The organism is Ohtaekwangia koreensis (assembly GCF_900167975.1).
GTDB lineage: Bacteria > Bacteroidota > Bacteroidia > Cytophagales > Cyclobacteriaceae > Ohtaekwangia > Ohtaekwangia koreensis.
Genome location: NZ_FUZU01000003.1, coordinates 874123 through 900881, shown reverse-complemented (window position 1 = coordinate 900881; position 26759 = coordinate 874123). Strand labels below are relative to the sequence as shown.

Here is a 26759-nt window from a genome sequence, read left to right as displayed (position 1 = left end):
CATGCATTCTAGAATTCTTTTCATAACGATCCTGGTATTAAGCGCTTATACATCAAGAGGTCAGCAGGAAGGTATACCTCAGCTTATTCGCGCGCCCTATCTGCAGACTGCTATAGCCGACAGCATCAGTATTCTTTGGAAAACGGATGTAGCCACAACCTGTAAAGCAATGGTGCGTGTACTGAATGATACTGTATGGCAAACGATCTCAGGTAGAGTGACAAAGGCAAGAGCCGGGTATGGCAGCACAGTAACCGTTCATGGTTTGAGAAAGGGAATGCGCTATCAGTATAAGATTTTTACAAATGATATAGAGTTGTTGAAATCGGATTCACTTTTTTTCAGAGCTCCCGTTGATGCCACAGAAGCATTTACTTTTTTTACAGCTGGAGATATAGGAGAACCCATTGGTGAAGGAGGGAAGCCAGATAAAATGGCGGTAGGAATTATGGAACTAAAACAGCAACCTCATTTTGGTTTGTTGCTGGGAGATATAGTATATCCCAATGGAGAGAGTGAAGGATATGATAAACATTTGTTTCCGTATTTTAAGGATGTCTTTTCGAACATACCAACCTTTGCTGTGCTGGGTAATCATGATTGGGTTGTAGATCCGGAAGAAAACTTTTTGAAAGAATGGAAGCTACCAAACAACGGGCATTACTATAGCTTTGATTACGGGAATACTCATTTTGTAGGACTTGATTCGAAGAACGGTGACTTCCATGAATTTGAGAAACAACGGGCCTGGTTAATAGAAGACCTGGAAAAAGCGCAAGGTAAATATGATTGGTTGATAGTCTTTCTGCATCACAACGGTAAAACCTGTACCTATAAGGACGACAATAAAAAGGTAGTCGAACTATATCCGCTGTTTACAAAATATAAAGTTGATGTTGTTTTAAACGGTCACGCACATACTTATGAGCGATTGAACCCAATGAATGATAAAGGCCTGCCCATTAAAAAATATATAGGGGCAGGTAATATATACCGGAACCCTGAAGGGTTTATCAGCATCACAGCAGGAAGCGGAGGAAAGTTGCGTGGCTTTGGATCAGATCCCACTGCCTATACACCGAACCCCTCTCAATGTGTGCATCCTAACCTGGTGGCATTTACAAAACACTTGTGGGCATTCATGCAAATTCATGTGTCAGGAAAACAACTTTGGGCTGAGGCTATAGACACGAAAGATGGTTCCGTGTTTGATTTTTTCAGAATCACAAAAGAGTAGCAATATATTATGCGTGTTGATCGATCACACGCTTCAGGTATTCTGTTGGAACCACGCCTGACTGACGCCAAACTATATTTCCTTTTTTAAAGAGTACAAGCGTAGGAACACTTTGCACCTGGTAAGCAGCGGCTGCTTGTGGGTTGCGATCGATATCAATTTTAATGATCTTGGCTTTATCGCCTATCTGCGATTTTAAATCTTCGAGGATAGGTGCCATCATTTTACACGGTCCACACCATTCTGCTGAGAAATCCACGAAAGTGGGCTTATCACTGCTGATTAAATCTGAAAATGTTGCTTTTGCCATACTGCATATTGATAATGTGAGACATCACTACGCATTCCAAAACAAATAGAATTGGCAGAGAGTTCTGTAGAAACTAGAGATTGGACAGTATTAGAAGATATACTTTTTAAAGATCCCTTCAAATTCACGATTGAAGAATAACTGATGATGTTGAGCTACCTCCAGAACATTGGAGTCTTTAATTTCTTTGATAACGGACGCATAATGAACGAGATCAACGGAAGATCCCAGTAACATTTTAAGATCGCGTTTCAGGAATTCGATTTTAATAGTGCTGAGCTGTGGCATGTGATAGTGCTCAGTGAAAAACTGCTGTATCGCATCGCCTTCCAGGAATTCTAATATGTAATTATTACGCGTAACTCGCACCAATTCAATTATCTTTTCAGTAGATAATTTGGCCAATAACAACTCCGCATCGGTGTTTTGCATAGACAATAGAACTCTCTCAATTATACGCTGAAAAAAATTAAGACAATACGATTTTACCGCTTGGAAAATTTAAAACATTTTAATATGATCTTAAGAGGTATCCGAAGAATTTGAACGATACACAGCAGCGTGGGTTTCCTTGATTTGAATTTTTTCTTTAAAAAAAGATGTCCAATAACGCCTTTAGGACAGCAAAGATGTTCTCTTCTTTGGAATGCTGAAAACATTTTCAATCAACCTGTGTTTTGTAATTGGACAGCAGAAATGGTCGTTGTCCTGAAGATTTATTCTACAGTTAGCATTTTTTTTACCGTGGTAAAAATTCATGCCATGATAAAATATCGATAAGCGCTTGGTATGTAGTAGGTTGTTTGATAATATTATCCTTTGCACACATTGTCCTAATTAAATATATAAACACATGGTAGCACATTCACATACAGTATTGTTAGTCGATGATGAGCCCGTTTTCAATTTTATAACGGAGAGCCTATTGAAAAGAGTAAACCTGGTGAAGGAGGTATATAGTGTATTCAATGGGCGAGAGGCGATGAAACTTTTGCAAGAATCATTTCAGGGATTGCATAATATACCTTCACATATTTTTCTAGATCTGAACATGCCGATCATGAATGGCTTTTCATTTCTCGAAGAGTTCAGTAAACTTCCAAGAGACCAGAAGGAGGATATCAAAATTATTGTTGTATCCTCTTCAGAGAATCCATCGGATATAGCGAAAGTTAAATCCTATGGAGTTGAAGACTATATCAGCAAGCCGCTATCTCCCGATACGTTGAAGGAAATTCTACAGTAACTATGCTTTCTGTATGCGGATCGTTCGTGATCCGCATACAGAAGTATAGCATTCTTACGAACTCGTTTTTGATTCACAACGCCAGGGGTACCCGCCCCGATACGCGTCATCAATCTGCCCTGCCTCTACTTGTAAAATGTTGCAAATACCTTATTTTGGGTTATTATAAGCTATTGTAGTCTAATTAATAATAAGTTAATTATTTGATAATAGACTCGCGACACTAAAAGTATGTCTCTGCTTTTACGTTTGTGTTTTCAAAAAAAAACGAAACCAAACGATGAGAGAAAATTCTACCCGCAAAAAATCAATAGTTTTAAGCGTGTTGATCTTGTTAATGTGTTGCAGTTTCATCAGCGCACAAACAATTTCAGGTATTGTATCAGACAGTACGAACGCTCCGCTACCCGGTGTAAACGTTCTAGTAAAAGGAACGAATATAGGTACAGTAACCAACGCGAATGGTACGTATATACTTACAACGGACCAGGTACTGGACAACAACAGTGTGCTGGTGTTTAGTTTTATAGGATTCAAAACACAAGAGGTAGCACTCAACGACAATACAAAAATTGACGTTCAGCTTCGGGAAGATAAAGCGTTGCTCAATGAGGTAATTGTTACTGCCCTTGGTATAAAGCGTGAGGAAAAAGCACTTGGGTATTCCACGCAAGTGTTAAATGAAAGTGCTGTAAATGATGCACGTTCCAATAACTGGTCTGCTGCACTTTCCGGTAAAGTAGCAGGACTAAGCCTTCTCTCGTCAGGTTCCGGTCCGCTTAATTCAACGCGCATAAAACTCAGAGGCGATAATTCATTTCTGACAAATAAAAATACAGCGCTCATCGTATTGGATGGAGTGCCTATGAATACAGGCATGGCAAGTTCCGGTGTGAGCAACGCATACGGTGCTGGTTCAGGAAATGATGTGCCAATCGATTTTGGTAATGGTATAGCAGACATCAACCCCGATGACATTGAAAGTATAACCGTGTTGAAAGGTGCGAGCGCAGCAGCCCTATATGGAAGTCGCGGAGGTAATGGTGCGATCATCATTACCACCAAGTCAGGTTCGCGTGCAGGCAAAGGGTTGGGTGTAACTATAAATTCAAATTTAAGTTTTAACGATGTATTGAAGTGGCCTGATTATCAATATGAATATGGTCAGGGAACAGGCAAGGCCTTCAATGCAGATGGACAGCTATATTATTCGTATGGAGCAACGGCCGATGGTGCAAGCACAGGTGGAACCAGCAGTGCATTCGGTCCGAAGTTCAATGGACAACTATACTATCAATACGATCCAACCGTACAAGGAACTTCACCCGAGCGTGTGTTGTGGCAACCGTATAAAGATAATATCAAAGGATTCTGGCGCACGGGTTCAACCTTCACAAACAATATATCTATAGAAGGTGGTAACGATAAAAGTTCAGCACGTGCATCCATCACGCATACCAAGAATGAATGGATCATGCCGAATACCGGGTATGAAAGACTCACTGCTGCCTTCAGTGTAAATCATAAAGTTTCGGATAAGATCAAGATCGCCAGCAAAGTAAATTATACCAACAAGCAAAGCGATAACCTTCCAGCCACTGGATATAACAATCAGTCGATTTCATATTTTATGATCTTCCAGAATCCAAACGTTGATTTGAAATGGTATGAGCCGCGTTGGAAAAATGGTAAAGATCAAATTGATCAGATTCATCCGTTTAGTTCGTTCATTGATAATCCTTACCTGATTGCGTATGAGATGACGAACTCGGTGAAGAGTAATTCTCTCGTTGGAAATCTTTCCGCTACCTATGAACTCTCGAAGAAATTTGAAGTGATGGTTCGTTCTGGAATTACGTTGAATCAGGAAGAGCGTGAACAACGCAGACCGTTCAGCACGGCTAATTTTCAGAAAGGATATTTCAAATTGCAAAATATAGGATACTCCGAAATCAATACAGATTTCTTAATTACCTATAAAGACAAGATCTCTGAACGCTTCGATGTTCGTGTTTCTGCAGGTGGAAACAGAATGGAGCGGAATCTCGACCAGACGAATTCATATGTGGATGGACTTGTCATTCCCGGAGTATATAAATTATCGAACGGTGTAAGTAGTCCCATGACATCGATCAATGATGAAGACAAGAAGATCAACAGTCTGTATGCATTGGCTTCGCTATCCTACGATGACAAAATATTTTTGGATGTAACTGCGCGTAACGATTGGGCCAGCACGTTGCCATCCAAGAACAATTCTTATTTTTATCCATCAGTAAGTTCAAGCGTTATACTAAGCGAAGTATTCAATTTGCCCACGGCTATATCTTTTGCCAAGATCAGGCTTGCGGCTGCTGCCGTGGGTGGAGATACCGATCCCTATAAAACAAAGAAGTACTATGGAACCAGCGAGTTCCCGGGCTCCGGTAGTGTATCCACTACGTTGTTCAATGCTGATTTTAAACCGGAGCTCAATACCAACTACGAGGCAGGTCTTGAATATATACTCTTTAACCGCAGAGTCGGCATGAACATAACCCTATACCGGAACCTCACTACCAACCACATTGTAGATGTACCCGTTGATCCTACCACCGGCTATAGTAGCGCAGTGTTAAATGCAGGAAAGGTAAGGAACCAGGGTGTTGAACTTGTACTGAATGGAAGCCCGATCAGCACCACTGCATTTAAATGGAATACTACGCTTACGTGGGCGAAGAACTATAACAAAGTTATATCACTGCCGGAAGAACTTGGCGGCAGAATGGATATAGGCTATGGCGGTAATGCTACCATCGCAGCAACCGTAGGTGGTACTACCGGAGATATATATGGATTTGGATTCAAGCGTGCCCCAGACGGACAGATCATCTATACCAAGGATGGGCTTCCTGCAAGACCAGACGCTATTCAATATATAGGCAACGCGTATGCTGACTGGAAGGGTGGTTTATTAAATGAGTTCAGCTATAAGAATTTCAGATTCAGCTTCCTGATCGATGGCCAATATGGCGGTATAGTATATTCGCAGACGCATCACAAGATGTCAGAGCAGGGTAAGCTTGAACATACACTACGCGGACGTGAAGACGGGTTTATCATTGGCGAAGGTGTAGTAGATAATGGTGATGGTACGTATTCCCCAAATACAAAGCAGGTAACACTTCCTGACTTTTATGCCGATTACTATAGAAGAGCGAATGTGGAGTCAAATTCATTTGATGCTTCTTATGTAAAGCTTCGCGAAGTGAGGCTCGAGTATAATCTTCCTGCGAAGTTGCTGAGCAGAACACCAATTAATAAAGCGAGTATAGCACTCTATGGTCGCGACCTGGCGATGATCACAGACTTCCCGATGTTCGATCCTGAAACTGCGGCATTAAATGGTTCTACCATTTTACCCGGTGTTGAAATAGGACAGATGCCTACACCCAGAACGTACGGCATGAACATCACGCTTAAATTATAATCACTTTACGGTATGTAGATATAGCATGTAACAACCATTGTTCCTAAAACATAATATACGAGGATGAACATCAAGAAAATATCAATAGCATTTATACTTATGGGAGCGGTTAGCTTCTCCTGTACCGATGGTTTTGAAGAGGTAAATACGGACCCTAACAAGATTGAAAAGATCAGCCCGGGTACATTGCTGAACCCTATACTCTATTCAGTGTCTACTTTTAATACAACGAAAAGTGACGACTTTACTTTTAACATCATGCAGGTAGCGCTGCCATATCCGAGTGTTTCGGGTGGCGTACACCGGTATGATATCAGTGAGACGGCAGGTAACTCGACCTGGAATAATTATTACCGTTGGCTTAATAACGTAAAGGAAATGAAGGCCGCTGCGATTGCCGCATCGGATGTAAATTATGAGGCGGTAGCCATTACGTTGAATGCGTGGATCTATTCACAACTCACAGATTGCTTTGGAGATGTGCCGATGGATGAAGCTGTGCGTGGCGATGAAGGTATATTTCAACCAGCCTTCAATACACAACAGGAGATATATACTAAGATTCTGGCAGACCTTGACCGTGCTAACACACTGTTCGATCCTACCAAGCCAATGATCTTCGGCTCCGATTTACTCTATAGCAATACAGCCGATGACGTGAAAGATGGCAAAAATATAAAGAAGTGGAGAATGTTCTGTAATTCCCTTCATCTTCGGTTACTGTTGCGCGTATCGAAGCGTACAGAGATGAACTCATTTGCTAAGATGACCGAGATGATCAACGACCCGGTGAAGTACCCTGTGTTTACAAAGAATGATGAATCTGCGATCATTAAGATTTCGGGTGTAGGTGCCAATGTTTCTCCTTGGGGTCGCGCTATAGATTTCACAACGTTTCGTGCCGGTGCTGCATTCTTCATCGATAACCTGAATGCTTTTAATGATCCGCGCAGAGCTGTGTTCAACACACAGGCGAAATCGAAAGATGGAAAGACAACGATCGGATATAAAGGTATACCAAGCGCCTATACCGGAAGCGATTCTCAATTCGACTACCAACCGTCTAACCTGAATATTGCCTTGGTAACAGCTCCTATGGTTTCCGTTATCATGACGTACGCTGAGGTGGAGTTTATAAAAGCAGAGCTCGCGCAACGTGGTATACTTGGTTCGGATGCCAAAACACATTATCAGAATGGTGTGAAAGCTGCCATCGAACAGTGGAATGCTGTACTGCCTGCAGGTTATTTTGAAAATGAAGCAACGGCCTACGATGGCACACTGGAGCGTATTATGTTGCAGAAATATTATGCCCTATACTTTAATGATTATCAACAGTGGTTTGAATATAGACGTACTGGCTTCCCGGTATTACCGAAGACGGACGCGATGCTAAACGACCAGAATGTACCAGTACGTTTTGAATACCCGATTGTTGTGCAGACAAACAATCCCGAGAACTATGCCCGCGCGGTAGAGTCCATGGGTGGAGATGAGATCAATACCAAAGTATGGTGGGAAAAATAGTATAGCATATACCATGTCTCATAACTTTAGTAAGTATATTCAATTTTAAATAGCATATAATGGCATTAAACAGAAGAGCATTCCTGCGCGCATTAGGTTTAAGCGGAGTAGGCCTGGGAATAAGCGTAACAATGGCGCAAGGTAAACCCGCTGGTAAGGGTGTGCGCAAAGATCTTTCTGCGATTAAACTCACAGGAGTGGTGCGTGCAAATGCAAAGGGAGTGGCGGGTGTCGCAGTAACCGATGGTATTAATATTACTTATACCGATGCAAAAGGTAATTATATACTGAACAGTAACGCTGTCGCCGAATTTGTATATATATCAGCTCCGAAAGGATATGCGTTTAATCATCAACATGGTATAACCGGCTTTTACAAGCGCATCGAAAATGCAAAGGGAAGTTTTAAGGCAGATTTCGATTTACAAAAATTGACAGTTGACGATACGCGACATAACTTCATCGTGTGGGCCGATCCTCAAATACAAAATGCAGAAGATGCCGCATTGCTGAATTCACAGTCCGCTCCGGATACATTTAAGCTGGTGAATAGTTATCCGAAAGAAACGCTCTTCCATGGCATTGGATGTGGTGACCTGGTGTGGGACAAGTTCGAGTTGTTTGCAGACTATAAAGAAGCGGTCAAGAAAACAGGGATCCCATTTTTTCAAGTGATTGGAAATCATGATATGGATATTGATGCGCGCACCGATGACTATTCATCCAAAACATTCAAGGAACATTTCGGTCCTTCGTATTACTCGTATAACCGTGGCGATGTTCACTATGTTACATTGGACGATGTATTCTTTTTAGGTGCTTCCAAGAAGTATATAGGGTATATATCGGAGCAGCAGTTTGCGTGGCTCGAGCAGGATCTCGCGCAGGTTAAACCCGGTGCTACAGTCGTGGTATCGCTGCATATACCCGTGAATACAGGAGCGAAGAGACGCAATAAACTTGATGAAGAACCGATCGGAGGTGTGGTGTCCAACCGGAAAGAGCTATACCGGTTACTCAAGCCTTTTAAAGCACACATCATGTCAGGACATACGCACTTCAATGAAAAAGTAATTCACGAAGGAACGATAGAGCACGTGCATGGTACAGTATGCGGAGCGTGGTGGACAGGACCGATCTGTTATGACGGAACACCTAATGGTTATGCAGTATACGAAGTGAACGGCAGTGAGATACAATGGTATCACAAAGCTGTTGGGCATGAGAAAGATTACCAGCTGCGAATTTATCCGGTAGGCGCGGTGAAAGACAAACCTGATTATTTTTCTGTGAACGTTTGGAATTGGGATCCGCAATGGAAAGTAGAATGGTTTGAAGATGGAAAGAGTATGGGTGAACTTCAGCAGGAGATCACATTCGATCCGCTTTCTGTCGCGTTGCACGAAGGTGCAGAGAAACCTTCCAAGCGCGGTTGGGTTGATCCTGTATTAACGGACCACATGTTTTTCGGAAAGCCATCCGCGAATGCGGATAAAATTATAGTACAAGCTACCGACCGGTTTAAAAATGTATACAAGAAGGAGATCCGTTTATCGGAGTTGAAGTTGCAGTCCTGAACTTCTTATCAGGATTAACTATAATTTAAAGCCCTTCGGATTGTTGATCAATCCGAAGGGCTTTTCTTTTCTGGCAATAAATTAATTTATGGTAAATCAACTATAAACTATACTAAATAGTATAGATCAGGTATAAAAGAGTTTACAGGTTTGATTGCGGTGAATGTGTAGTTGAAGTCATTGAATTTTTATCTGGTCAGATCAGCGGTTAAACGCTGTTATATATACTACTGTCGAATTTTCACCGGTAATTCGTTCTGTCCAAACGGTTTCTTCCGTAACAATACACAACAGTGTAGGGTTTCTCTACACATCGTCCATATAAAAGTGTTCAAATAATAATCGAAACATACTATGCGTTTAGGTTGAAATATTTTGAATCCCAAACCAAAATTGGCATAGTATTTTAGGTTGCTGAATACTTTGGAAAAGATTCCTCATAAACCAAGAAAAAAGAAAATGATGCTTCAAATCAAAAATTCGTCAAGATTGATCATGGCAGCCATCCTCATTCTTATGATGGCTGGAGTAGGTTGTAAAAGTAAAAAGAAAGCCATGGAGGCAAGTAACACCGCTTCCCTGGAAAAAGTAAAACAAGAACAAGAGGCAGCACTTCGAAAGCAGAAGGAAGAAGAGGAGCGGAGACGAGCACTTGCGGAAGAAGAACGTGCACGAAGAGAATCGGAAGCAAAGGCACGTGAGCCGAAGGCAAGACTCGAACAATATTTCGGTGCTATAGCAAACTCCTCCAATGTATCTTCAGCGAACAACAGCATCAACGAAGCGTTGTCATTGTTTGCTTCCGCAGATACTCCGGTGTTGATTGTCATCAGCGAATCAGGTGGACAAAAAGATTATGACCGGCCTACTACCATTCGTGATTATCTCAATTATCTGAAAGACCAAAAGAAAAATTTTAACAAGATTGGAAATCTTCAATTCGACAGTTCCGGAAAAATTACTGAACTAGAATTGATCAAACAGAAATAGTTTAAATTAAAATCAAAGAACCATGACTCATCATAAATATGTAGTGGCGTTACTCTTCAGCTTGTTTACCATTGGAAATATAGCTGCACAGAATGCAGATATAAGTCCTGAAAGAAAACAGGCGATTGATTCTCTGGCCCTGGAGAAAGTACGCGATCTCAGCAAGTATATAAGTATCATCGGTAACAAGAAGACACCCTTCTCGGAAGCTAACCGCGTGATGGATCGGGCAGAAGAACTTTTTTCTCCGGATAGCGAGATGGGAGTGTCTTCACTCAACAGAAAGGAAGTAAATTACTATAAAGTGCGGAAATACTTTGAGCGCCTCATGGCGTTGAATTATGACCGTGTGTCGATCACCTGGTATAATATACATTACATCAGTGATCTGGAACGCCAACCGGATGGACGCTACGTTGGTGTTGTTACCATCTATCAGCACTTTGAAGGACAAACGGATGATGGTTTAAAATATAAAGACACCACAAAGAAAGATATAACTATATATGTCGAAAGGAAGAAGACACAGATCCAAGGGAGAATCGTTGAATTCTGGGATGTGTTGTTAGGCGATATCAAAGTGACGGAGACGAGTGCATGAGAATCACCGGTATATTTGCCTTTATCGTATTATGTATATCATCGTATCACCTGCAGGCACAGCTTGTAGGTGATAAAGATGATGAGAGCAAGCTCTACGCTCAGACCAAGCAGGTAAATCAGTTTATCAGGCGATTCAATGGCGAAGAAGATGAGAAAGGCGATCGCTACTATCCCAAAGACAAGCTATACCGGAACGAGAAGCTTCGGAAGAAATATCTGGGTATATTGTTCGATGCCAGTAACAACGGCATCAACAACGATCTGAAAGTTCAATTCGCTAAAGATGTACTTGACAAAGCGCAACCTGCTATACTGGATTTTCACGGTGGCAACTGGTTCTCGGAAGTACATACTACCTTTACGATGAATGGAAAGAACCAGACGGTGATTCTGTTCATGGAACTTGAGAAAGATCATCTTGGCAGCAAGTGGGTGATTAGCCGCGTGCATGCTGATATGTTTGATCCGTATTTTAAACGAGATACTTCCAAAGTCGGTAAATTTATACATCCATTGAGTCATGAGCTTGATTTTATGAATCTCCGGAAGGCGTTTGCGAATAGTGACAGTGTAGTTCAGTTTGCAAGCAAGCGATATATACCGGATCATCTTTCATTATTTCTATATGAAATTAAGAGGGGAAATCTGAAATTTAAGACTGTGGAGGAAGTGAAGTTCCATTTCTTTCAGATCAACGGCTGGTATTTTGAGCTCTCTCAATTTAACAGGCCTGGCTATAATACAGGATGGCTTATTTCAAATCTTGTGAAAGTAAATAATGAGACTGAAAAAAATCTTCTCAGAAAGTTTCTCTACTATGAAAGAAAGTAAGCTGTGGCTTGTTACAATCTTTTTGCTTTGCCTGTATACCTCAGGCGCCTACGGGCAGGCAAAGTCTAAAACCAAAACGAAGTCGAAGACACCTGCAAAGACGCAGACGCAGCCGAAGACTACACAAACTCAGTCGAAGACTACGCAAACCTCTACGTCCTCTGATCCCAATCAACAACATCAGCAGAAAGTAAAGGACATGGTTGCGTTCCTGGAATTCGTATTGAATACCTTGGGGAGCAACAGTACATCTTCACGTGACAAGGATGTGTTGATTACGGAAAGCTATACCAAAATTTTTCGTGATGCTAAAGTACAGATCGAGGATGATCTCGCCGAAAAGCGAAATGTTATCACGAACAAAGATGTACAGGCCTATTTGAAAGATGTAGACTTCTTTTTTGAAAACGTAAAGTTTGAATTCACCATTCAGGATATACAGGAAAAGACAAACTCGAATAATAAACTTTTTTATAAAGTATCGCTGCTGCGAAACATGAAGGGCACAACTGCTGAAGGAAAGCCTATCAACAATACAATGCCACGATATATAGAGGTGAACTACGATCCGGAGGCCCAGGATCTTAAAATCGTGAGTATATATACCAGACAATTTAACCAAACAGAAGCGCTCACACAATGGTGGAACCAGCTCTCGTACGAGTGGCAATCTATTTTCGAAAGGCAGCTGAACATCCGTGATAGTGTAACGCTGGACGCTATACAAGACATCACTGCCATTGAGACGTTAGACCTCAGCCATAACAAATATATACAGGATATAGAAGCGCTTGGCCAGCTTTCGAACTTGCGCGTGCTCAATCTTTCCAATACAGCCATAACAGATCTAAGTCCGGTGAGAAATCTTACCGAACTGCAGGAATTGAATTTGTCAGGGACAAAGGTCTCCGATATATCTGCCCTGCGCTATTCTGATAAACTGGTAAAGTTCAACATCAATAACACAGCCGTGACAGATATAGCGGTGATCGAAAAGATGTCGAAGCTTGAGCAGTTGGAGGTAGAGAAAACAGGTATAGCTGATTTTACACCGCTCGGCAATCTTACGGAGTTGCAACTCCTGAATGTACGTGATACTAAAATTACAACGCTCACACCCATCGCTACACTTGCCAAGTTGAATACACTCGATGTTTCGGGAACCATGATCACGGATATAAATCCGATCGCTACCTGCAAGATGTTGGAGACACTCCATATAGACAGTACACGGATAGCTGATATAGCGCCCCTGGCAGGTGTGGAGAAATTAAAAGTTCTCTATGCAAACTATACATTGATCGGCAATCTCAATGCGCTGCAGAATCTTACAGCATTGGAAAGAGTTTACTGTGATCATACACAGATTGACCGATCACTTGCAGATGCATTTATGGCAGCGAACCCGGGAGTGTTGGTGATTTTTGACTCCGAAGATTTGAAGAACTGGTGGGATACACTTTCAGACAAATGGAAGAGTATATTAAGTGCGGCTATCAAAACCGGATCGAATCCTTCCAAGGAGGAACTGGCAAAAGTTACCAACCTGGATTCTGTAAACTTTGCGGGCAATAGTCAGATCCGCGACCTTGAGCCGTTACGAAAGCTTCAGAAATTACAAGTGATCATCGCCAATAAAACGGGCGTAAGAGACTTGTCGCCAATCAAAGAACTTAAATCGGTTCGTGTTCTCGATATAAGCGATACACCGGTGGAAGACCTTTCTACATTGGATCATTTCCAGAAGCTACAAGTGCTGCGTGCCGATAATAGTAAAGTTCAAAACATCACAACACTTGCGGATAACACGTCACTTAAAAAGCTTTATGTAGAGGGCACCAGTATAAATAACCTTCATGTGCAGGATTTCTTAAGTAAGAATCCGCAGTGCCTGGTGGTATATAAAACCGACAGCCTCGAAAGGTGGTGGACGGGTCTTAGCGAAGACTGGAAGGGGATCTTTAAAACGCAGGTATCTATACAGGCGAAGTCAAGACGCGATGACCTTCACCGCTTGGTAGAGTTGGAGGCACTGCACTTTAATGACGTTGCCATCAGCGATCTCTCTGCCTTGCAGGAATTTGTAAGTCTGAAGGAATTACATTTCTCAGGAACAACGGTAAGCGATCTGGCGCCACTCACCACCTTGAAGACCTTGCGATCTTTACACGTTACCAATAGCCCCGTTCGTAAATTAGAACCACTCGGGCAACTCAATGGTATAGAAGACCTCGACATATCGAATACACCGGTGGAAGAGCTGAAGGTATTAGGAAGTCTATCCAATCTAAAAAAACTGAATTGTTCGGGAACACAGGTTGATGACCTGGATGCTTTGGAGAAGCTACAGACAATTGAATTTGTAGATTGTTCAAATACAGGAGTGAAGAAAATCAGTTCGCTGGAGAACCAGCCTATAAAAACGTTAAAGTGCTACAATACCAAGGTCTCGAAGAAAAGTGTTGAAAGCTTTAAGAAAAAGAAACCGGATTGTAATGTAGTATATTACTGACACTGCGATCAGTATATATATCATCCAAAAGCAAAAGGTCATTTGTCGTAGACAAATGACCTTTTATACTTTGCAGCAAGGTATGAATTACTTTACGTGCTTGTTAATCACCTTAGCTAATTCAAACATTGAAATTTGACCTTTGCCTGCGAAAACTGTTTTCAGTTTAGCATCAGCGTTGATCATTCTTCTGTTCTTTGCATCTTGAAGTTTGTTCTTCTTGATGTAGTCCCAGATCTTTTTAATGATCTCAGTTCTTGGTACTGGTTTAGTACCGATTACTTCTGCCAATGCTGGGCTAGGAGTAAGAGGTGCCATGAATGCTGCGTTCGGTTTACGAGCAGATTTCTTGGCTGCCTTCTTAGCAGCTTTCTTAGGAGCCGCCTTTTTAGCAGCCTTCTTCGGAGCTACTTTTTTAGCAGCTTTCTTAGGTGATTTTGTAGCAGTTTTCTTTGCTGCCTTCTTCGCTTTTTTTGCCATAGCGTTTTTAATTTGTAGTTAATAGTTAAACTTAACTTTTCGAAAATACAGAGGTAGTTTAAATTATCCTAATGTCTATACATTTCCCCTCTGTAAGCAAAGCAAAATCACTACATATCTGAGGGAAGAAAAAAAGAAAAAAACATCAATTTCTCCTATGAGAAAATTGATTTCCCCTATGAAAAAACGTGAAATTATAGGCAAGACGCATGTTTCAAGCTATTCGAGAGAGTGATGCGTATGATGATGAATTAGTTTTTTTCGTGTTGATCGCTTCTTGATCAACGTCCAAAAATGTTTTGGCCAAGTGATCATATTCCCTATGAGAAAATGATCTTTCAGGTTGTTTCGAAGATTGCTTCTCATAATTTTTACAACCAGATCCTTATGAACTTCGCCTACTTCTGTAACCTGTAACAGTAGTTCGACAGCAATGAAAGCAAGGAAAGCAGCGATCAAAAAAAGGAAACTCCATTCGTGAAGAAGTGCAAGTCTGAAGAACTTGGTGAACGCATCACTCTTCCAGGTAGCCACTATTTCCAATGAACGATGCGTAAAGAAATCGGCAAGCATGGATAGGAGCAATGGAGGAGAATATTGAAGTTATGATATTCTTGCATGTCAGGTAAACGATAGCCGATTCTTTCGGTGCAAGCTTCAACCCGATGTGGTTAATGCCTGCCGTGGAGATACCGGTTACTATATGGACTGACACCAATAAAACAATATTCATGTACTGCTTCGTATATATTCCAATAAAGCACCCCTATAATTCCGAAAATTCCACCAGCGATAAACATGACCACGTATGTTTCCGCTTCACACGTTGGGTGATTTGTCTTTATATAGCGCAGGAAGCCTAGGTAGGGGGTTACTTGTTTACACAATAATCCCAATGAATGCGGCATATTTACCTGTCCAATGAGTGAGAGATAATGTGAAGTTGTGGCAACTCTTCAACGACCATCCAATGTCATGACCGCTGTTTTTCATAGAGCGATGCATGGAACGCACTGGCAGCATGCGAGACAAGCCGGCTTACTTGGGGAAATAAGCCGGCTGTTTTTTATAACCATTAAACCATAATCAACAACGGTATTATCTTGTTATTCCTGACGAAGTGAAAGCGAAGGGCTCATGAAGGCCGTTCGTAAACATACAGCACAGATGGTACCAACCGAGATCACCAACAGGAAAAGAGGCGGCAATGCATAGATCTCCCAACCCATACCGACATGGAAAGCAAAATTGTTCAGCCAGTTGTTCGCAGCAAAATATACTGCAGGGATCGCTATTAGATAGGATATAACCAGGATGCGTGTAGAGTCTTTTGAAAACAAAAGGAGAATGGTTGTGAATGATGCGCCTAATACTTTTCTGATTCCGATTTCCTTCGTGCGCTGTGTTGCAGCAAAAACAGATAGTCCCAGCAACCCGAGGCAAGCAACAAAAATGGCCAGTAGGGTAAACGTTGTAAAGATGGTCGCGAATTGACGATCGGCTTTATATTGCTGGTCAAAGTGATCGTTCAGAAAGAAGTAATCGAATACACCACCCGGAAATGTTTGCAGATAAGTTTTCTCAACAGCGGCAATGGTACTGGCCAGGTCCTGAGTGTTGACACGGACCGCTATATATTTCCAGGTTACATCGCCCGGATAGATATACAGGATCGATTTATATTTTTCTTTGAGAGACGTTTGATGATAATTCTTCACAATACCGATCACCTCGGCTTCATGCTCACCCTGGCCATAGGCAAAAGCTATCTTTTCATGCAGGGCATCTTCTGCATTTTCGAAGCCCATGTTTTCAGCAACCACTTCGTTAATCAATACTTTGATCGACTTGGGCGGTCCATCACTGCGGCGAAATATAGGATTCATCGATTCACCCTCGGTGAACGTGCGGCCTGCGATCAGTGGTACATCGAACGTAGAAACAAAATCGGCATCTACGCCTTGTATATAGGTGATGAATCCGTCTTTCGATTCCTGACTGGTTTTGCGCATTTTGTTCCGGTCTGTAATAGCACTGCCGGGTATATCTGAAGACACCGTTACCTGGCGGATCGAAGGGGATTGTTTCAGTTCATTCTTCAGGTATTGTAGTTTTGAGTTGAACGTAGAATCAAATATAGCCGGTGCTTTTAGTACCAGGATCTGATCTTTCGCATAGCCCATGTCCGTTTTTTCCATGTAGGATAATTGGCGGTAGATGGTAATGGTGCCTGCGATAAGGAATATAGACAGTACATATTGAAATGCCACCATATATTTACGGATCATAATGCCGGAAGCCGATTTGTAGAATTTACCTTTCAATACAACGGCAGGCCTGAAGGACGAGAAGACGATAGCAGGGTATAATCCAACGAGCAATACACCCAGTAGTAAAACGCCCGGCACAATCATCCAGAATGTAGGGCTGTACCACCATCCGGAAGTGTATACAAAGCTGGATATATCTTTACCAACAACGTCACCTAATAATGATAAGCTGAATGGAATAATCGCCATGGCTATAAAGAGCGCAAGGAGATTTACCAGGAATGCATCAAAGAAGAACTGTGAAATCAGTTGATACTTATGCGCGCCCACCACTTTGCGTAAGCCCACTTCCTTGGAGCGTTCAAGGGATTTCGCAGTAGAGAGGTTAATGTAATTGATCCACGCAATCACCAATATAAAAATAGCCAGGAGGCTCATGAAATATACCGTGCGTTCGCTTCCATTTATACTCTGCTCCATCGAGTAATCCGATTTCAGATGTATATCTGTGAGTGGCTGAAGGAAAAAAATGGACTTGAAGTTATACTGTTTCATGATGTCGCCCAGGTATTTTTCTGTAAAGGCGGGCAACTTTGCTTCTACTTGCTTACGGTCTGCATTTTCAGTAAGCATGATATAGTTATAGAATTCCGGCCATCCCCAGATATCATAGCCCCATTTTTCGCCCATGGTGACAAAGGATATTATGATATCAAATTGTAAATGTGAATTCTGTGGAAGGTCTTGCAGTACACCGGTAACTTTCAATACATTCTGTCCGTTGAGTTTTAGCTCTTTGCCGAGTGCAGATTGATCACCAAAATATTTACGGGCTGTGCTGGCAGTAAGCACAACTGACTGAGGTTCTTTTAATGCTGTCGCTGCGGAGCCTTCTTTCATAGGGAAAGAGAACATGGTAAGAAAGGATGGATCGGCAACATATATTTTGCTTTCATTAAAGGCGACTATATCTTCTGCATTTCTTTCATAGGACAACGATGCAGCATTCATAAAGAGATTCAATCTCACAAGCCTTGCAAACTCTTCTACTTCAGGAAAGTCGGCTTTCAGCGCGGGTCCTATAGCGGGGTGGTTGGTAACGGTGATCGGCTGTGATGAAAAGCTTCCGGAATATTCGATGGGTACTCGGTAGATGCGGTCTGCATGCGCATGAAAGCGATCATAGCTTTGCTCGAATTGTACATATTGATAGATCACGAAGCACATGGCCATACCCACGGCGAGACCGCTAATGTTGATCAATGAAAAGACTTTATTTCGAATCAGATTCCGGATCGCAATAGTGAGATAATTCTTTAGCATGGAATAAAGATTTGGGAGGTGATGAACAACGCGTTTCCAATATATGTGCCACAATCCAAATCATGGTTCTAAAGCTAAAAACACTTGTTGTGTATCTATACTAAGTATAAGTCCGTCCGCTTACGCAACGAAACATGTCGTTTTCGGACGTATAGTATTTTTATTTGTGGAAATCGCGCAGTTACTTTGAAGTATATTGATAATCGAAATACTAATGAAAAAAGCAACATTAATAACCGCTATGTTACTATGGGCAGTAACATCTTTTGCACAGGATATTCCGGAAGCACAAGTTCCTCCCGCGATAGTGAGTTCATTCAAAAAAGAATTTGCGAATGCAACGGATGTAAAGTGGGAGAAAAAACAAGATGCGTATACGGTGAAGTTTGATATAGGTGCCGTTGACCACAAAGCATGGCTTGACAATGCAGGGAAAATCGTAAAGCATAAAACTGATATAAAGGAAAGTGAGCTTCCTGCTGCTGTTACAGCAACGCTGAAGAAAGAGTATAGCAATTACAAGGTGTCCGGTGTGAACAAGGTACAGGAGGGCAATACCATAACTTATGAAATGGACTTGAAGAATGATACGGAAAAATGGGAGACTGTTTTTGGCGGTGACGGAAAAGTTGTAAAGAAGAAGAAGTCTGATAAGCCTGCTAAAGCCGCTAAAAAGAAAGCAAGCTCTTAGTCTTGCCTATACTATATAAAGATGACTAATGATATTTCGGTAAAACAGTATTGTTAGTCATCTTCCAATCTGTAGTCGCTTTTATTTATATACATGCTCGGCTGGCAATTTCAACTCGTTGCTATTTGCAAGCACAACGTAAATCCACCCGATCAGGAGCAGATTTGTAAAAATACCATCCGCCATGTATATATCTGATATAGTATCGCTGAGTGCATAGTAAAAGTCGATGCCGATGAAGGCAAGCGTAGAAAAAACACAAGGGACAACAACCGGTCTGTGATCTGTGCGAGTGAACAGGAGGCTTGGTAGGCAAGACTTGATGTAGAAGCTCCGGAGGCATTGCCACACTGCCGACAATTGATTTTTGTTCCTATATATAGTATTATATAGCGACTGCTTATTCAATAGACTCCATATATTTCGAAGGTGTTGTCCCAAACTGCGCATGGAATGACTTGCTGAAATACTTTGGATCATTAAAGCCCACCGTAAAAGCAACTTCAGATATAGTCATCTTCTTCTGTCGTAAGAGCATCTCCGCTTTTTTCAAGCGGGTTGAACGGATAAGATCAATAACAGATAAACCGGTTAGCATTTTTACCTTACGAAAGAGCACGGGTCGGCTCATGCCGATTTCTGTAACAAGCTTGGCTACATTAAACTCTGGATCATTCATGTTTGCATCCAGCAAGTTCATCAGACGCTGCAGGAACTTATGATCCGGATCTTCTACTTCTTCATGCCGTGGCTCCAGGGTAACGAGCTTTTGATATTTGCTTTTCAACCGCTCACGCATAGCAAGCAGATTCCGGATTTTCAATAACAGTATCTGGCTATGAAATGGTTTGGTAATATAGTCATCCGCACCGGTATCAATACCTTCTATGTGGTGCTCGGTAGCACCGCGTGCAGTAACCAGTATAACCGGGATGTGATGCGTGCGTTCGTCACCCTTAAGCTGTCGTGTAAAGTCCAATCCATCCATTAACGGCATCGCTATATCACTGATCACAATATCCGGAAGATACCGGTTTGCAAGGGCTAAAGCTTCTGCGCCATCACCTGCCTCCAGAATAGAGTAATACGGTGATACTATATTTTTAAGACAATTCCGGATCTCTTCATTATCTTCTACCAGTAAAATTGAATAGCGATGATCATGTTTCTGTTTCTCCGGTTCTTCGGAAACGTGATAGGGTAAAAATGAATGGTCAACGGTCTCAGCTATAACTTGGTGATGGATCAAAGGTTCTTCCACGAATGCGTGATGTTCAATCGGCAAGGTAATGGAGAACCTTGTATACCCTGATTGTCTAAGCATTGCTTCACGACTGTCAACAGCTATAGTACCACCATGCAAGTCTATAATTCCTTTCGTTAACGCAAGCCCGATACCAAATCCCGATTCACGTATGCCTGTATTTTCAACCTGGTAAAATCGGTTAAAGATTTTGGGAAGGTCGGCTTCCGATATACCTATACCATTATCTTCCAGTATAATGTTTACATATTCTTTTCCGTCTTGAGAGTATTTTCCTCCTGTTACAGAGACCATAACTGATACTTTGCCACCGCCCGGTGTAAACTTGAAAGCATTGTATAGTAAATTATAAAATACTTTTTCCAACTCGTCACGGTCATAATTAAGTTGTATCGTGTCAAGGTCGGTATTGAAGTCTAGTTGAATGTTGCGCGCGTTAGCATACTCCGAAAATGAGAACGCAATTTCTTTCAGCAGTTGCACTATATTTCCCGTTGTGCGTTTGAGTTTCAGATTGCCGGATTCCTGTTTTTGAAAATCCAGCAGCTGATTGATTAGCCGCGTAAGTCTGCCGGTATTGGATTTTACAATTTGAAGTTGCTTCTGTAGGAATGTTTCGCTGACACCAGGCATTGTTGCCAATTCCAGCGGACTTACAATCAAGGTAAGCGGTGTTCTGATTTCGTGCGCAATGTTGGTGAAGAAATTGAGCTTGGCCTTATGTAATTTTTCCTGCTGTTCTTTTTCCAGTTGCTCGATCTTCAGATCGTGGGTCAGCCTCCATCGAATTTTATTGAAGAGCAGCAGCGCATATACCAAGCCGAGTATGATCATACAATATATGCAATAGGCCCACCATGTCTTCCATATAGGCGGTAAGATCGTTATGGTTAATTGTATAGGTTCTTCATTCCATATACCATCATTGTTAGAACCTTTCGCCAGCAGAGTATAGGTGCCCGGACTGAGATTCATATAGGTGGCCACTGGTTCATTTACATAATTCCACTGATCTTCGAAGCCACTTAATTTATACGCATATTTATTCTTGGAAGGGTGAATAAAATTCAGCGAAGCGAATTCCACCGAGAAAACGTTTTGCGCATAGGCAAATTCAAGGTTGTTGGTTTTTATGAGACTTTGACGCAAAATGCTGTTCTCAGATGAATCAATATATACTTCTTTATTAAATACCTTCAGCTTGGTAAATGTCAACAATGGCACTGCTGTATTTTCCCGAATACTATCCGGGTGAAATTTAACAATGCCGTTGTAGCCGCCAAAGTACATGAAGCCATCCGTGTCTTTATGAAAGGAATTGAAATTAAACTCATTGCAAATGAGACCATCATTTTTATTGTAGTTCTTAATAGCAAAAGTAGATGGATCCACTCTGGAAAGACCCTTCTCTGTACTCACCCATAAAACACCTCGCGAATCTTCAAGTATACCATTGACTGAATTACCCGCCAATCCATTGGCAGTTGTGAAAGTTTTGAATTCGTTGCTTCCCTTTACTTTTAGTTTAAGACCTGTATCACGTGTACCTATCCACAACCGTTTCTGCTTGTCTTCATATATACACAACACGTACATGTTGTTTTGATTGTCGGAGTTCACAAATCGCTCGAATGTATTCAAACCTTTTGGTTTTTTGTTCAGTCCCGACACTGTACCAACCCACAGGTTGTTTCCGGAATCTTCATATATATAGGTAATCCCATCCGAACTCAAGGAAGAAGGGTCACTTGGGCTGTAGGTAAACTTTTCAAAACGTCTGGTCTTTTTGTTCAACAGGCACAAGCCACCCCTATAGCTGGCGATCCACATGTTTCCCTGCGAATCTTTCTTCAAGTCGTAAATGCGATCGTCTGGAAGGGAATACGGATCATTCGCGTCATGAAAGTAGCGCTCGAATTTTCCACTTTTAAAATCATAATAGTTGAGACCATTGATTGTACCAATCCATAGTCCTTTATCATCATCCAGCAATAAACATTTAATTTTATTGTGACTTAACGAATTGGAATTGTTCGCCTGATGCACAAATTGTTTTACGGTTTCACCCTTGCTGTTAATACAAAACAAACCGTTTCCGTCCGTACTGATCCATAGGTTACGGTGAGGATCCGTTAGCATGGCTCCGGCAATTTTATATACCTTTTGATTACGCTGGTCGGTTAAATTAATTTTTACAAATTGGCGGGCCAAGGGACTATAGTAATTAACGCCTCCGTAAAATGTACCGATCCAATACGAACCCCATTCGTCCTTATAGATAGAACGGATCGAATTATCGCTTAATGACAAGTTATCATCCGGATCGTTTTTATACAGTTGAAATGCATCATCATGGAGATTATAGATATATAATCCTTCCAGTGTTCCTATCAACAGCGTACGCCCGTCCCGTTGCATCACACGAACAGTTTCGATGGCACGACCCGTATTGTTCTTTAACTCAAAAGAGGACATGATACCTGTTTTCAAGTTTAGTTGTTTTATACCGTTCTGCTCGGTGCCGATCAATAAATTCCCACCGTCATCTTCGGCAATACAATTGATCCAGCTTTTTCCTTGTATATGTGTGGAGTATAAGGGATAATTTTTAAAGCTATATTTCCCCGGAGCAACTTCTATAACTTTGCATACTCCTTTGGTAGTGCCTACCCATAAGAATCCTTGACGATCCGTATAAAGTGCACGAATTTCATCATTCAATAGGCTGGCAGGATCGGAATCATCGTGTTTGAAATGCTGGAACTGAAGCGGTTCCTTCGAAATAACTTTGGACAAGCCACCATGTGTACCAATCCAGATGGCGCCTTTTTTATCTTCTAATATAGCGGCTACGTGATTGTTGTGAAGGCCTTCATGTGAATCCGGGTTGAGTTTGCTTCTGGTAAAGTTGTCCGTTACAGCGTGGTATATATTAAGTCCTTCGTTCGTGCCCACCCAAAGTTGTTTCTGGCTATCCATCAGCAGGCAATGGACACTACTTCCTGAAAGACTGCGCGTATCCTTACCGTTGTGATTATATATCTTAAGTGTCCTGGAGTCATATCGATTCAAACCATCACGGGTGCCAAACCACATAAAGCCATCCGCGTCTTTTGTAATGGCGAACACTGTGCTTTGCGAAAGTCCTTCTTCAATGGTCAGGTGATCGAACGTAAATTCGTTCACGCCTTGTGCGCGAATCAAACTTGTTCCTGATAAGAAAAACAGGAAGAAAAGAGCTATGAAATGGGTGGTGATTTTGTTCATGTCCGTTAGATCAAACGTTGCCGCAACCGAAAATAGCCATATTTACCCGGATAGTCAATTTGCAAAGCACAGTTAGTGGCTAAAGGATTAAAAAGAGGCAGAGCGAACGGATTTTGCACCTCGTAGAGCAATTTATCCACCTGCATCATGGCGGAAATGAATGACAGCAAAGTGTTTATGCGAACTGCTATATATAGTAGAGACTTCGTGCGGGAGGATAATATTTTTTGAAGGTGAACAATTTGATCAGGGTGTCAGGTGTCAATCTTCGTCTAACCACAGGAGCATAAAAGCCTTTAGAACGTTTTATTTACCTCAACGAATAATTACACCACCCCCAAGTGATTATGAAAGTGAATATTGCCCTGTGATAATTAACCGTTGGTATGCCGTACATCAAAAGGAAAGAAAATAAGCTGATACGCGATGCAAAGATCCGAGAAATTGTTTCTATGATTTTGCTGGTATTAATGCTGATGGTACTGGTTATCATTAGTCTTTAAAATCGTTTTTGATTTGAATACATGAAGTATATATAGTGAGACGGACGTGTAAGAGCATGAAGAAAAGTATTATCGGTATTGTATTATTTTTTTTAACCAGTATCCCGGTACTCGCCCAGGAACAATATAGTACGCGCCTCAATAACGGTTGGGAATTTTTTAAAGGAGACCTGGGTGGCATTTGGGAAGCCGTACGGTCTGGCGCTGAAGGCGCTCCCGAAAGTGTTCCTCATTGGGAAAAAGTAACGTTACCACATTGCTTTAACGCAGAAGACGCGGTTGATCCGGATAAAAATTATTACCAGGGTGCAGGGTGGTATCGCACTACACTCGCCATGGAGCCTCGTTATCAACAAGGACGAATTCTGTTGCATTTTGAAGGGGCCGCGCAGAAGACTGATGTATATATCTATACTACGAAGGTAGGAAGCCATGTGGGAGGCTACGATGAGTGGACTGTTGATATCACAGATGCCGTAGCAGAATTCAAAAAGAAAGAAGCCTTCCGGAAACCGTTCAACGGAAAAATCCCTTTGGTGATTCGTTGCGATAATTCGCGAGATCTGCAAATGATTCCTTCTGATCTCTCTGACTTCAATCTATACGGAGGGATCATACGGTATCTTAATCTGGTATATATACCTTCCGTTTCCATAAATAAGCTTCATGTATCATCTCAGGTAAACGATAAAGGTAGTGCTACACTGAAAGTGAAAACTGACTTTTACAATCCCAGCCGTCTCCCAAACGCTGACCTGGAAATACAAGTGGTAGACCCTTCCGGAAAAATAGTGCAGCAGTATAAAGCTCCCGTTGACTTTAAGGATTCGGTATACGAGTGGACTTCCTCTTTAAAAAAGCCAACGCTATGGTCTCCATCGCAGCCTTCACTTTACAAAATCAAGATGAAGCTGATATCTGCTTCAGGTATACATGTGCGGGAAGAAAATATAGGTATACGGACCTTCGTATTTGAAGATCATGGTCCTTTCACCTTAAATGGCAAACGACTTTTATTACGAGGAACGCATCGTCATGAAGATCATGCAGGTACGGGTGGTGCAATGACTGAGTCTATGATCCGCAAGGAAATGATCATAATGAAGCAGATGGGGGTAAACTTTATTCGCCTGGGACACTATCAGCAATCGCGTATTGTGCTGAACCTGTGTGATAGCCTGGGTATATTTGTTTGGGAGGAAATTCCCTGGTGCCGCGGTGGCTTGGGAAATGATATATATAAAGGACAAGCACGCAGAATGCTTCGGAATATGATCGAGCAGCATTACAATCACCCATCCGTTATTATATGGGGATTGGGAAATGAGAACGATTGGCCCGGTGATTTCGAGGAGTTCGATAAAGAGAAGATACGGACCTTCATGAAGGAGCTGAATACATTAGCCCATACGTTGGATTCGTCACGAAAGACTGCCATTCGCAGGTGTGATTTCTGTAAAGATATAGTGGATGTTTACTCGCCCTCGATCTGGGCCGGTTGGTATAGGGGACGCTATACTGAGTATAAAGATGTATCGAAAAAAGAATTCGAGGCTGTAAATCATTTCCTGCACGTAGAGTGGGGAGGGGATAGTCATGCAGGCAGGCATGCAGAAGAAGCGGAAGCTGTAGTCAAGAAAATAAATACCGGGCTTGGCGCAGATGAGCGCAAAGGCGATGCTTCACTACACGGTGGTAGTGCGCGTGTGTCAAAAGACGGTGACTGGAGTGAGACCTATATTTGCGATCTCATCGACTGGCATTTAAAAGAACAAGAGACCATGCCCTGGTTAACCGGGACTGCATACTGGCCCTTCAAAGATTTTTCAACACCCGTGCGTCCTGAAAACCCGGTTCCATATGTAAATCAAAAAGGTGTAGTGGAGCGGGACTTTACTCCGAAATCATCCTATTACGTCTTTCAATCATATTGGTCAGAGAAGCCCATGGTATATATCTATAGTCACACGTGGCCCGTGCGTTGGGGTGAAGCCGGAGAACAAAAACTGGTGAAGGTATATTCCAATTGTGAAGAAGCGGAGTTGTTCGTAAACGGTAAAAGTTATGGAGTCAAGAAAAGAAACAGCCAGGATTTTCCCGCTGCCGGATTGCGATGGAAGGTTCCATTTTCAGAAGGTAATAATACACTTCGGGTGGTAGCGCGTAGAGGCAAAACGATAGTTGAAGATCAGATCACACAACGTTATCAAACGGAAAAGTGGACCAATCCTGCAAAACTTGTTGTCGAGAAGATAGAGGATGATAATGATATCGCTACGGTGCAGGCAAAATTAGTGGACGAGAATAATATACCGTGCCTGGACGCAAATCAGTGGATTCACTTTTCATTGACGGGCGATGGTAAATTGTTTGATAACCTCGGCACTTCATCTGGCTCACGTAAAGTGCAGGCGTATAACGGCAGAGCCATTATCCGCTTAAAAGCAAATTCTGGTAAGAACATAATTTGTGTCCAATCACCAGGCCTTCAAACAGTTTTTCTTGATCTGACAGACAAAAAGAAAGCTACTCCCTGATATATACCTTTTTGCTCGCCTATACTTGCCGTCCCGAATAATGATTTTAGGATGCGATGACTATATGCAGATACTATATAATATAGTCTATTGTCCCATCTGTGCTTGTGTCTTTCTCGCCA

19 protein-coding genes are annotated in these 26759 nt (G+C 41.9%); 11 read left to right on the top strand and 8 right to left on the bottom strand.

Annotated elements, in window-relative coordinates:
* The first annotated feature begins 1 nt into the window (after position 1).
* A complete protein-coding gene (locus tag B5Y40_RS22810; RefSeq protein ID WP_079689141.1) occupies positions 2–1237 on the top strand; it encodes a metallophosphoesterase in 1236 nt (411 codons plus the stop codon).
* A 7-nt stretch (positions 1238–1244) separates the two neighbouring features.
* Here B5Y40_RS22810 and trxA read toward each other — a convergent pair whose 3' ends face one another.
* Together trxA and B5Y40_RS22800 are read right to left on the bottom strand one after the other, a co-directional pair.
* Complete coding sequence (trxA, locus tag B5Y40_RS22805; RefSeq protein ID WP_079689140.1) at positions 1245–1547, bottom strand: thioredoxin; 303 nt, start codon at positions 1545–1547, stop codon at positions 1245–1247.
* Positions 1548–1637: 90 nt separating this feature from the next.
* Positions 1638–1979 carry a hypothetical protein gene (locus tag B5Y40_RS22800; protein WP_079689139.1) on the bottom strand — a complete coding sequence of 114 codons (342 nt, stop codon included), beginning with the start codon at positions 1977–1979 and terminating at the stop codon, positions 1638–1640.
* A gap of 421 nt (positions 1980–2400) precedes the next feature.
* On the opposite strand from B5Y40_RS22800, the gene B5Y40_RS22795 reads away from it, so the two are divergent.
* The 8 genes from B5Y40_RS22795 (at position 2401) to B5Y40_RS22760 (ending at position 14302) form a co-directional block, all read left to right on the top strand.
* Positions 2401–2793, top strand: a complete 393-nt coding sequence (locus B5Y40_RS22795) for a response regulator (RefSeq protein ID WP_079689138.1) — start codon at positions 2401–2403, stop codon at positions 2791–2793.
* Positions 2794–3073: 280 nt separating this feature from the next.
* Positions 3074–6262: a SusC/RagA family TonB-linked outer membrane protein gene (locus B5Y40_RS22790; RefSeq protein ID WP_079689137.1), complete on the top strand. Its 3189-nt coding sequence runs from the start codon at positions 3074–3076 to the stop codon at positions 6260–6262.
* Positions 6263–6325: 63 nt separating this feature from the next.
* The gene (locus B5Y40_RS22785; RefSeq protein ID WP_079689136.1) at positions 6326–7789 is read left to right on the top strand and encodes a SusD/RagB family nutrient-binding outer membrane lipoprotein; all 1464 of its coding nucleotides are present in this window, start codon (positions 6326–6328) and stop codon (positions 7787–7789) included.
* 59 nt (positions 7790–7848) lie between these two features.
* Positions 7849–9366: a calcineurin-like phosphoesterase C-terminal domain-containing protein gene (locus B5Y40_RS22780; protein WP_079689135.1), complete on the top strand. Its 1518-nt coding sequence runs from the start codon at positions 7849–7851 to the stop codon at positions 9364–9366.
* A gap of 459 nt (positions 9367–9825) precedes the next feature.
* Positions 9826–10356, top strand: coding sequence for a nucleoid-structuring protein H-NS (locus B5Y40_RS22775; RefSeq protein ID WP_245840713.1), 531 nt, complete (start codon positions 9826–9828; stop codon positions 10354–10356).
* A 22-nt stretch (positions 10357–10378) separates the two neighbouring features.
* On the top strand, positions 10379–10957 hold the full coding sequence (locus B5Y40_RS22770; protein WP_079689134.1) for a hypothetical protein: 579 nt from the start codon (positions 10379–10381) through the stop codon (positions 10955–10957).
* The gene (locus B5Y40_RS22765; RefSeq protein WP_079689133.1) at positions 10954–11790 is read left to right on the top strand and encodes a hypothetical protein; all 837 of its coding nucleotides are present in this window, start codon (positions 10954–10956) and stop codon (positions 11788–11790) included. Before B5Y40_RS22770 ends, B5Y40_RS22765 begins: the two co-directional genes overlap by 4 nt.
* The gene (locus B5Y40_RS22760; protein ID WP_159453784.1) at positions 11777–14302 is read left to right on the top strand and encodes a leucine-rich repeat domain-containing protein; all 2526 of its coding nucleotides are present in this window, start codon (positions 11777–11779) and stop codon (positions 14300–14302) included. The genes B5Y40_RS22765 and B5Y40_RS22760 overlap by 14 nt, the downstream gene beginning before the upstream one ends.
* 87 nt (positions 14303–14389) lie before the next feature.
* On the opposite strand, the gene B5Y40_RS22755 is transcribed toward B5Y40_RS22760, so the two are convergent.
* The 4 genes from B5Y40_RS22755 to B5Y40_RS22745 form a co-directional block, all read right to left on the bottom strand.
* The gene (locus B5Y40_RS22755; RefSeq protein ID WP_079689131.1) at positions 14390–14782 is read right to left on the bottom strand and encodes an SWIB/MDM2 domain-containing protein; all 393 of its coding nucleotides are present in this window, start codon (positions 14780–14782) and stop codon (positions 14390–14392) included.
* A 219-nt stretch (positions 14783–15001) separates the two neighbouring features.
* Complete coding sequence (locus B5Y40_RS22750) at positions 15002–15355, bottom strand: hypothetical protein (RefSeq protein WP_079689130.1); 354 nt, start codon at positions 15353–15355, stop codon at positions 15002–15004.
* Positions 15297–15515, bottom strand: a complete 219-nt coding sequence (locus B5Y40_RS29460) for a hypothetical protein (protein ID WP_143785888.1) — start codon at positions 15513–15515, stop codon at positions 15297–15299. Before B5Y40_RS29460 ends, B5Y40_RS22750 begins: the two co-directional genes overlap by 59 nt.
* Positions 15516–15888: 373 nt before the next feature.
* Positions 15889–18375, bottom strand: coding sequence for an ABC transporter permease (locus B5Y40_RS22745; protein ID WP_079689129.1), 2487 nt, complete (start codon positions 18373–18375; stop codon positions 15889–15891).
* A 214-nt stretch (positions 18376–18589) separates the two neighbouring features.
* On the opposite strand from B5Y40_RS22745, the gene B5Y40_RS22740 reads away from it, so the two are divergent.
* The gene (locus tag B5Y40_RS22740) at positions 18590–19066 is read left to right on the top strand and encodes a PepSY-like domain-containing protein (protein ID WP_079689128.1); all 477 of its coding nucleotides are present in this window, start codon (positions 18590–18592) and stop codon (positions 19064–19066) included.
* Positions 19067–19147: 81 nt separating this feature from the next.
* On the opposite strand, the gene B5Y40_RS29455 is transcribed toward B5Y40_RS22740, so the two are convergent.
* Both B5Y40_RS29455 and B5Y40_RS22735 read right to left on the bottom strand, forming a co-directional pair.
* Positions 19148–19474 carry a hypothetical protein gene (locus B5Y40_RS29455; RefSeq protein ID WP_143785887.1) on the bottom strand — a complete coding sequence of 109 codons (327 nt, stop codon included), beginning with the start codon at positions 19472–19474 and terminating at the stop codon, positions 19148–19150.
* A complete protein-coding gene (locus B5Y40_RS22735) occupies positions 19467–23597 on the bottom strand; it encodes a hybrid sensor histidine kinase/response regulator transcription factor (RefSeq protein WP_079689127.1) in 4131 nt (1376 codons plus the stop codon). Before B5Y40_RS22735 ends, B5Y40_RS29455 begins: the two co-directional genes overlap by 8 nt.
* A gap of 559 nt (positions 23598–24156) precedes the next feature.
* On the opposite strand from B5Y40_RS22735, the gene B5Y40_RS22730 reads away from it, so the two are divergent.
* Positions 24157–26637 (top strand): glycoside hydrolase family 2 protein, encoded by a 2481-nt coding sequence (locus B5Y40_RS22730; RefSeq protein WP_079689126.1) that lies wholly within the window; start codon positions 24157–24159, stop codon positions 26635–26637.
* Positions 26638–26759: the final 122 nt, after the last annotated feature.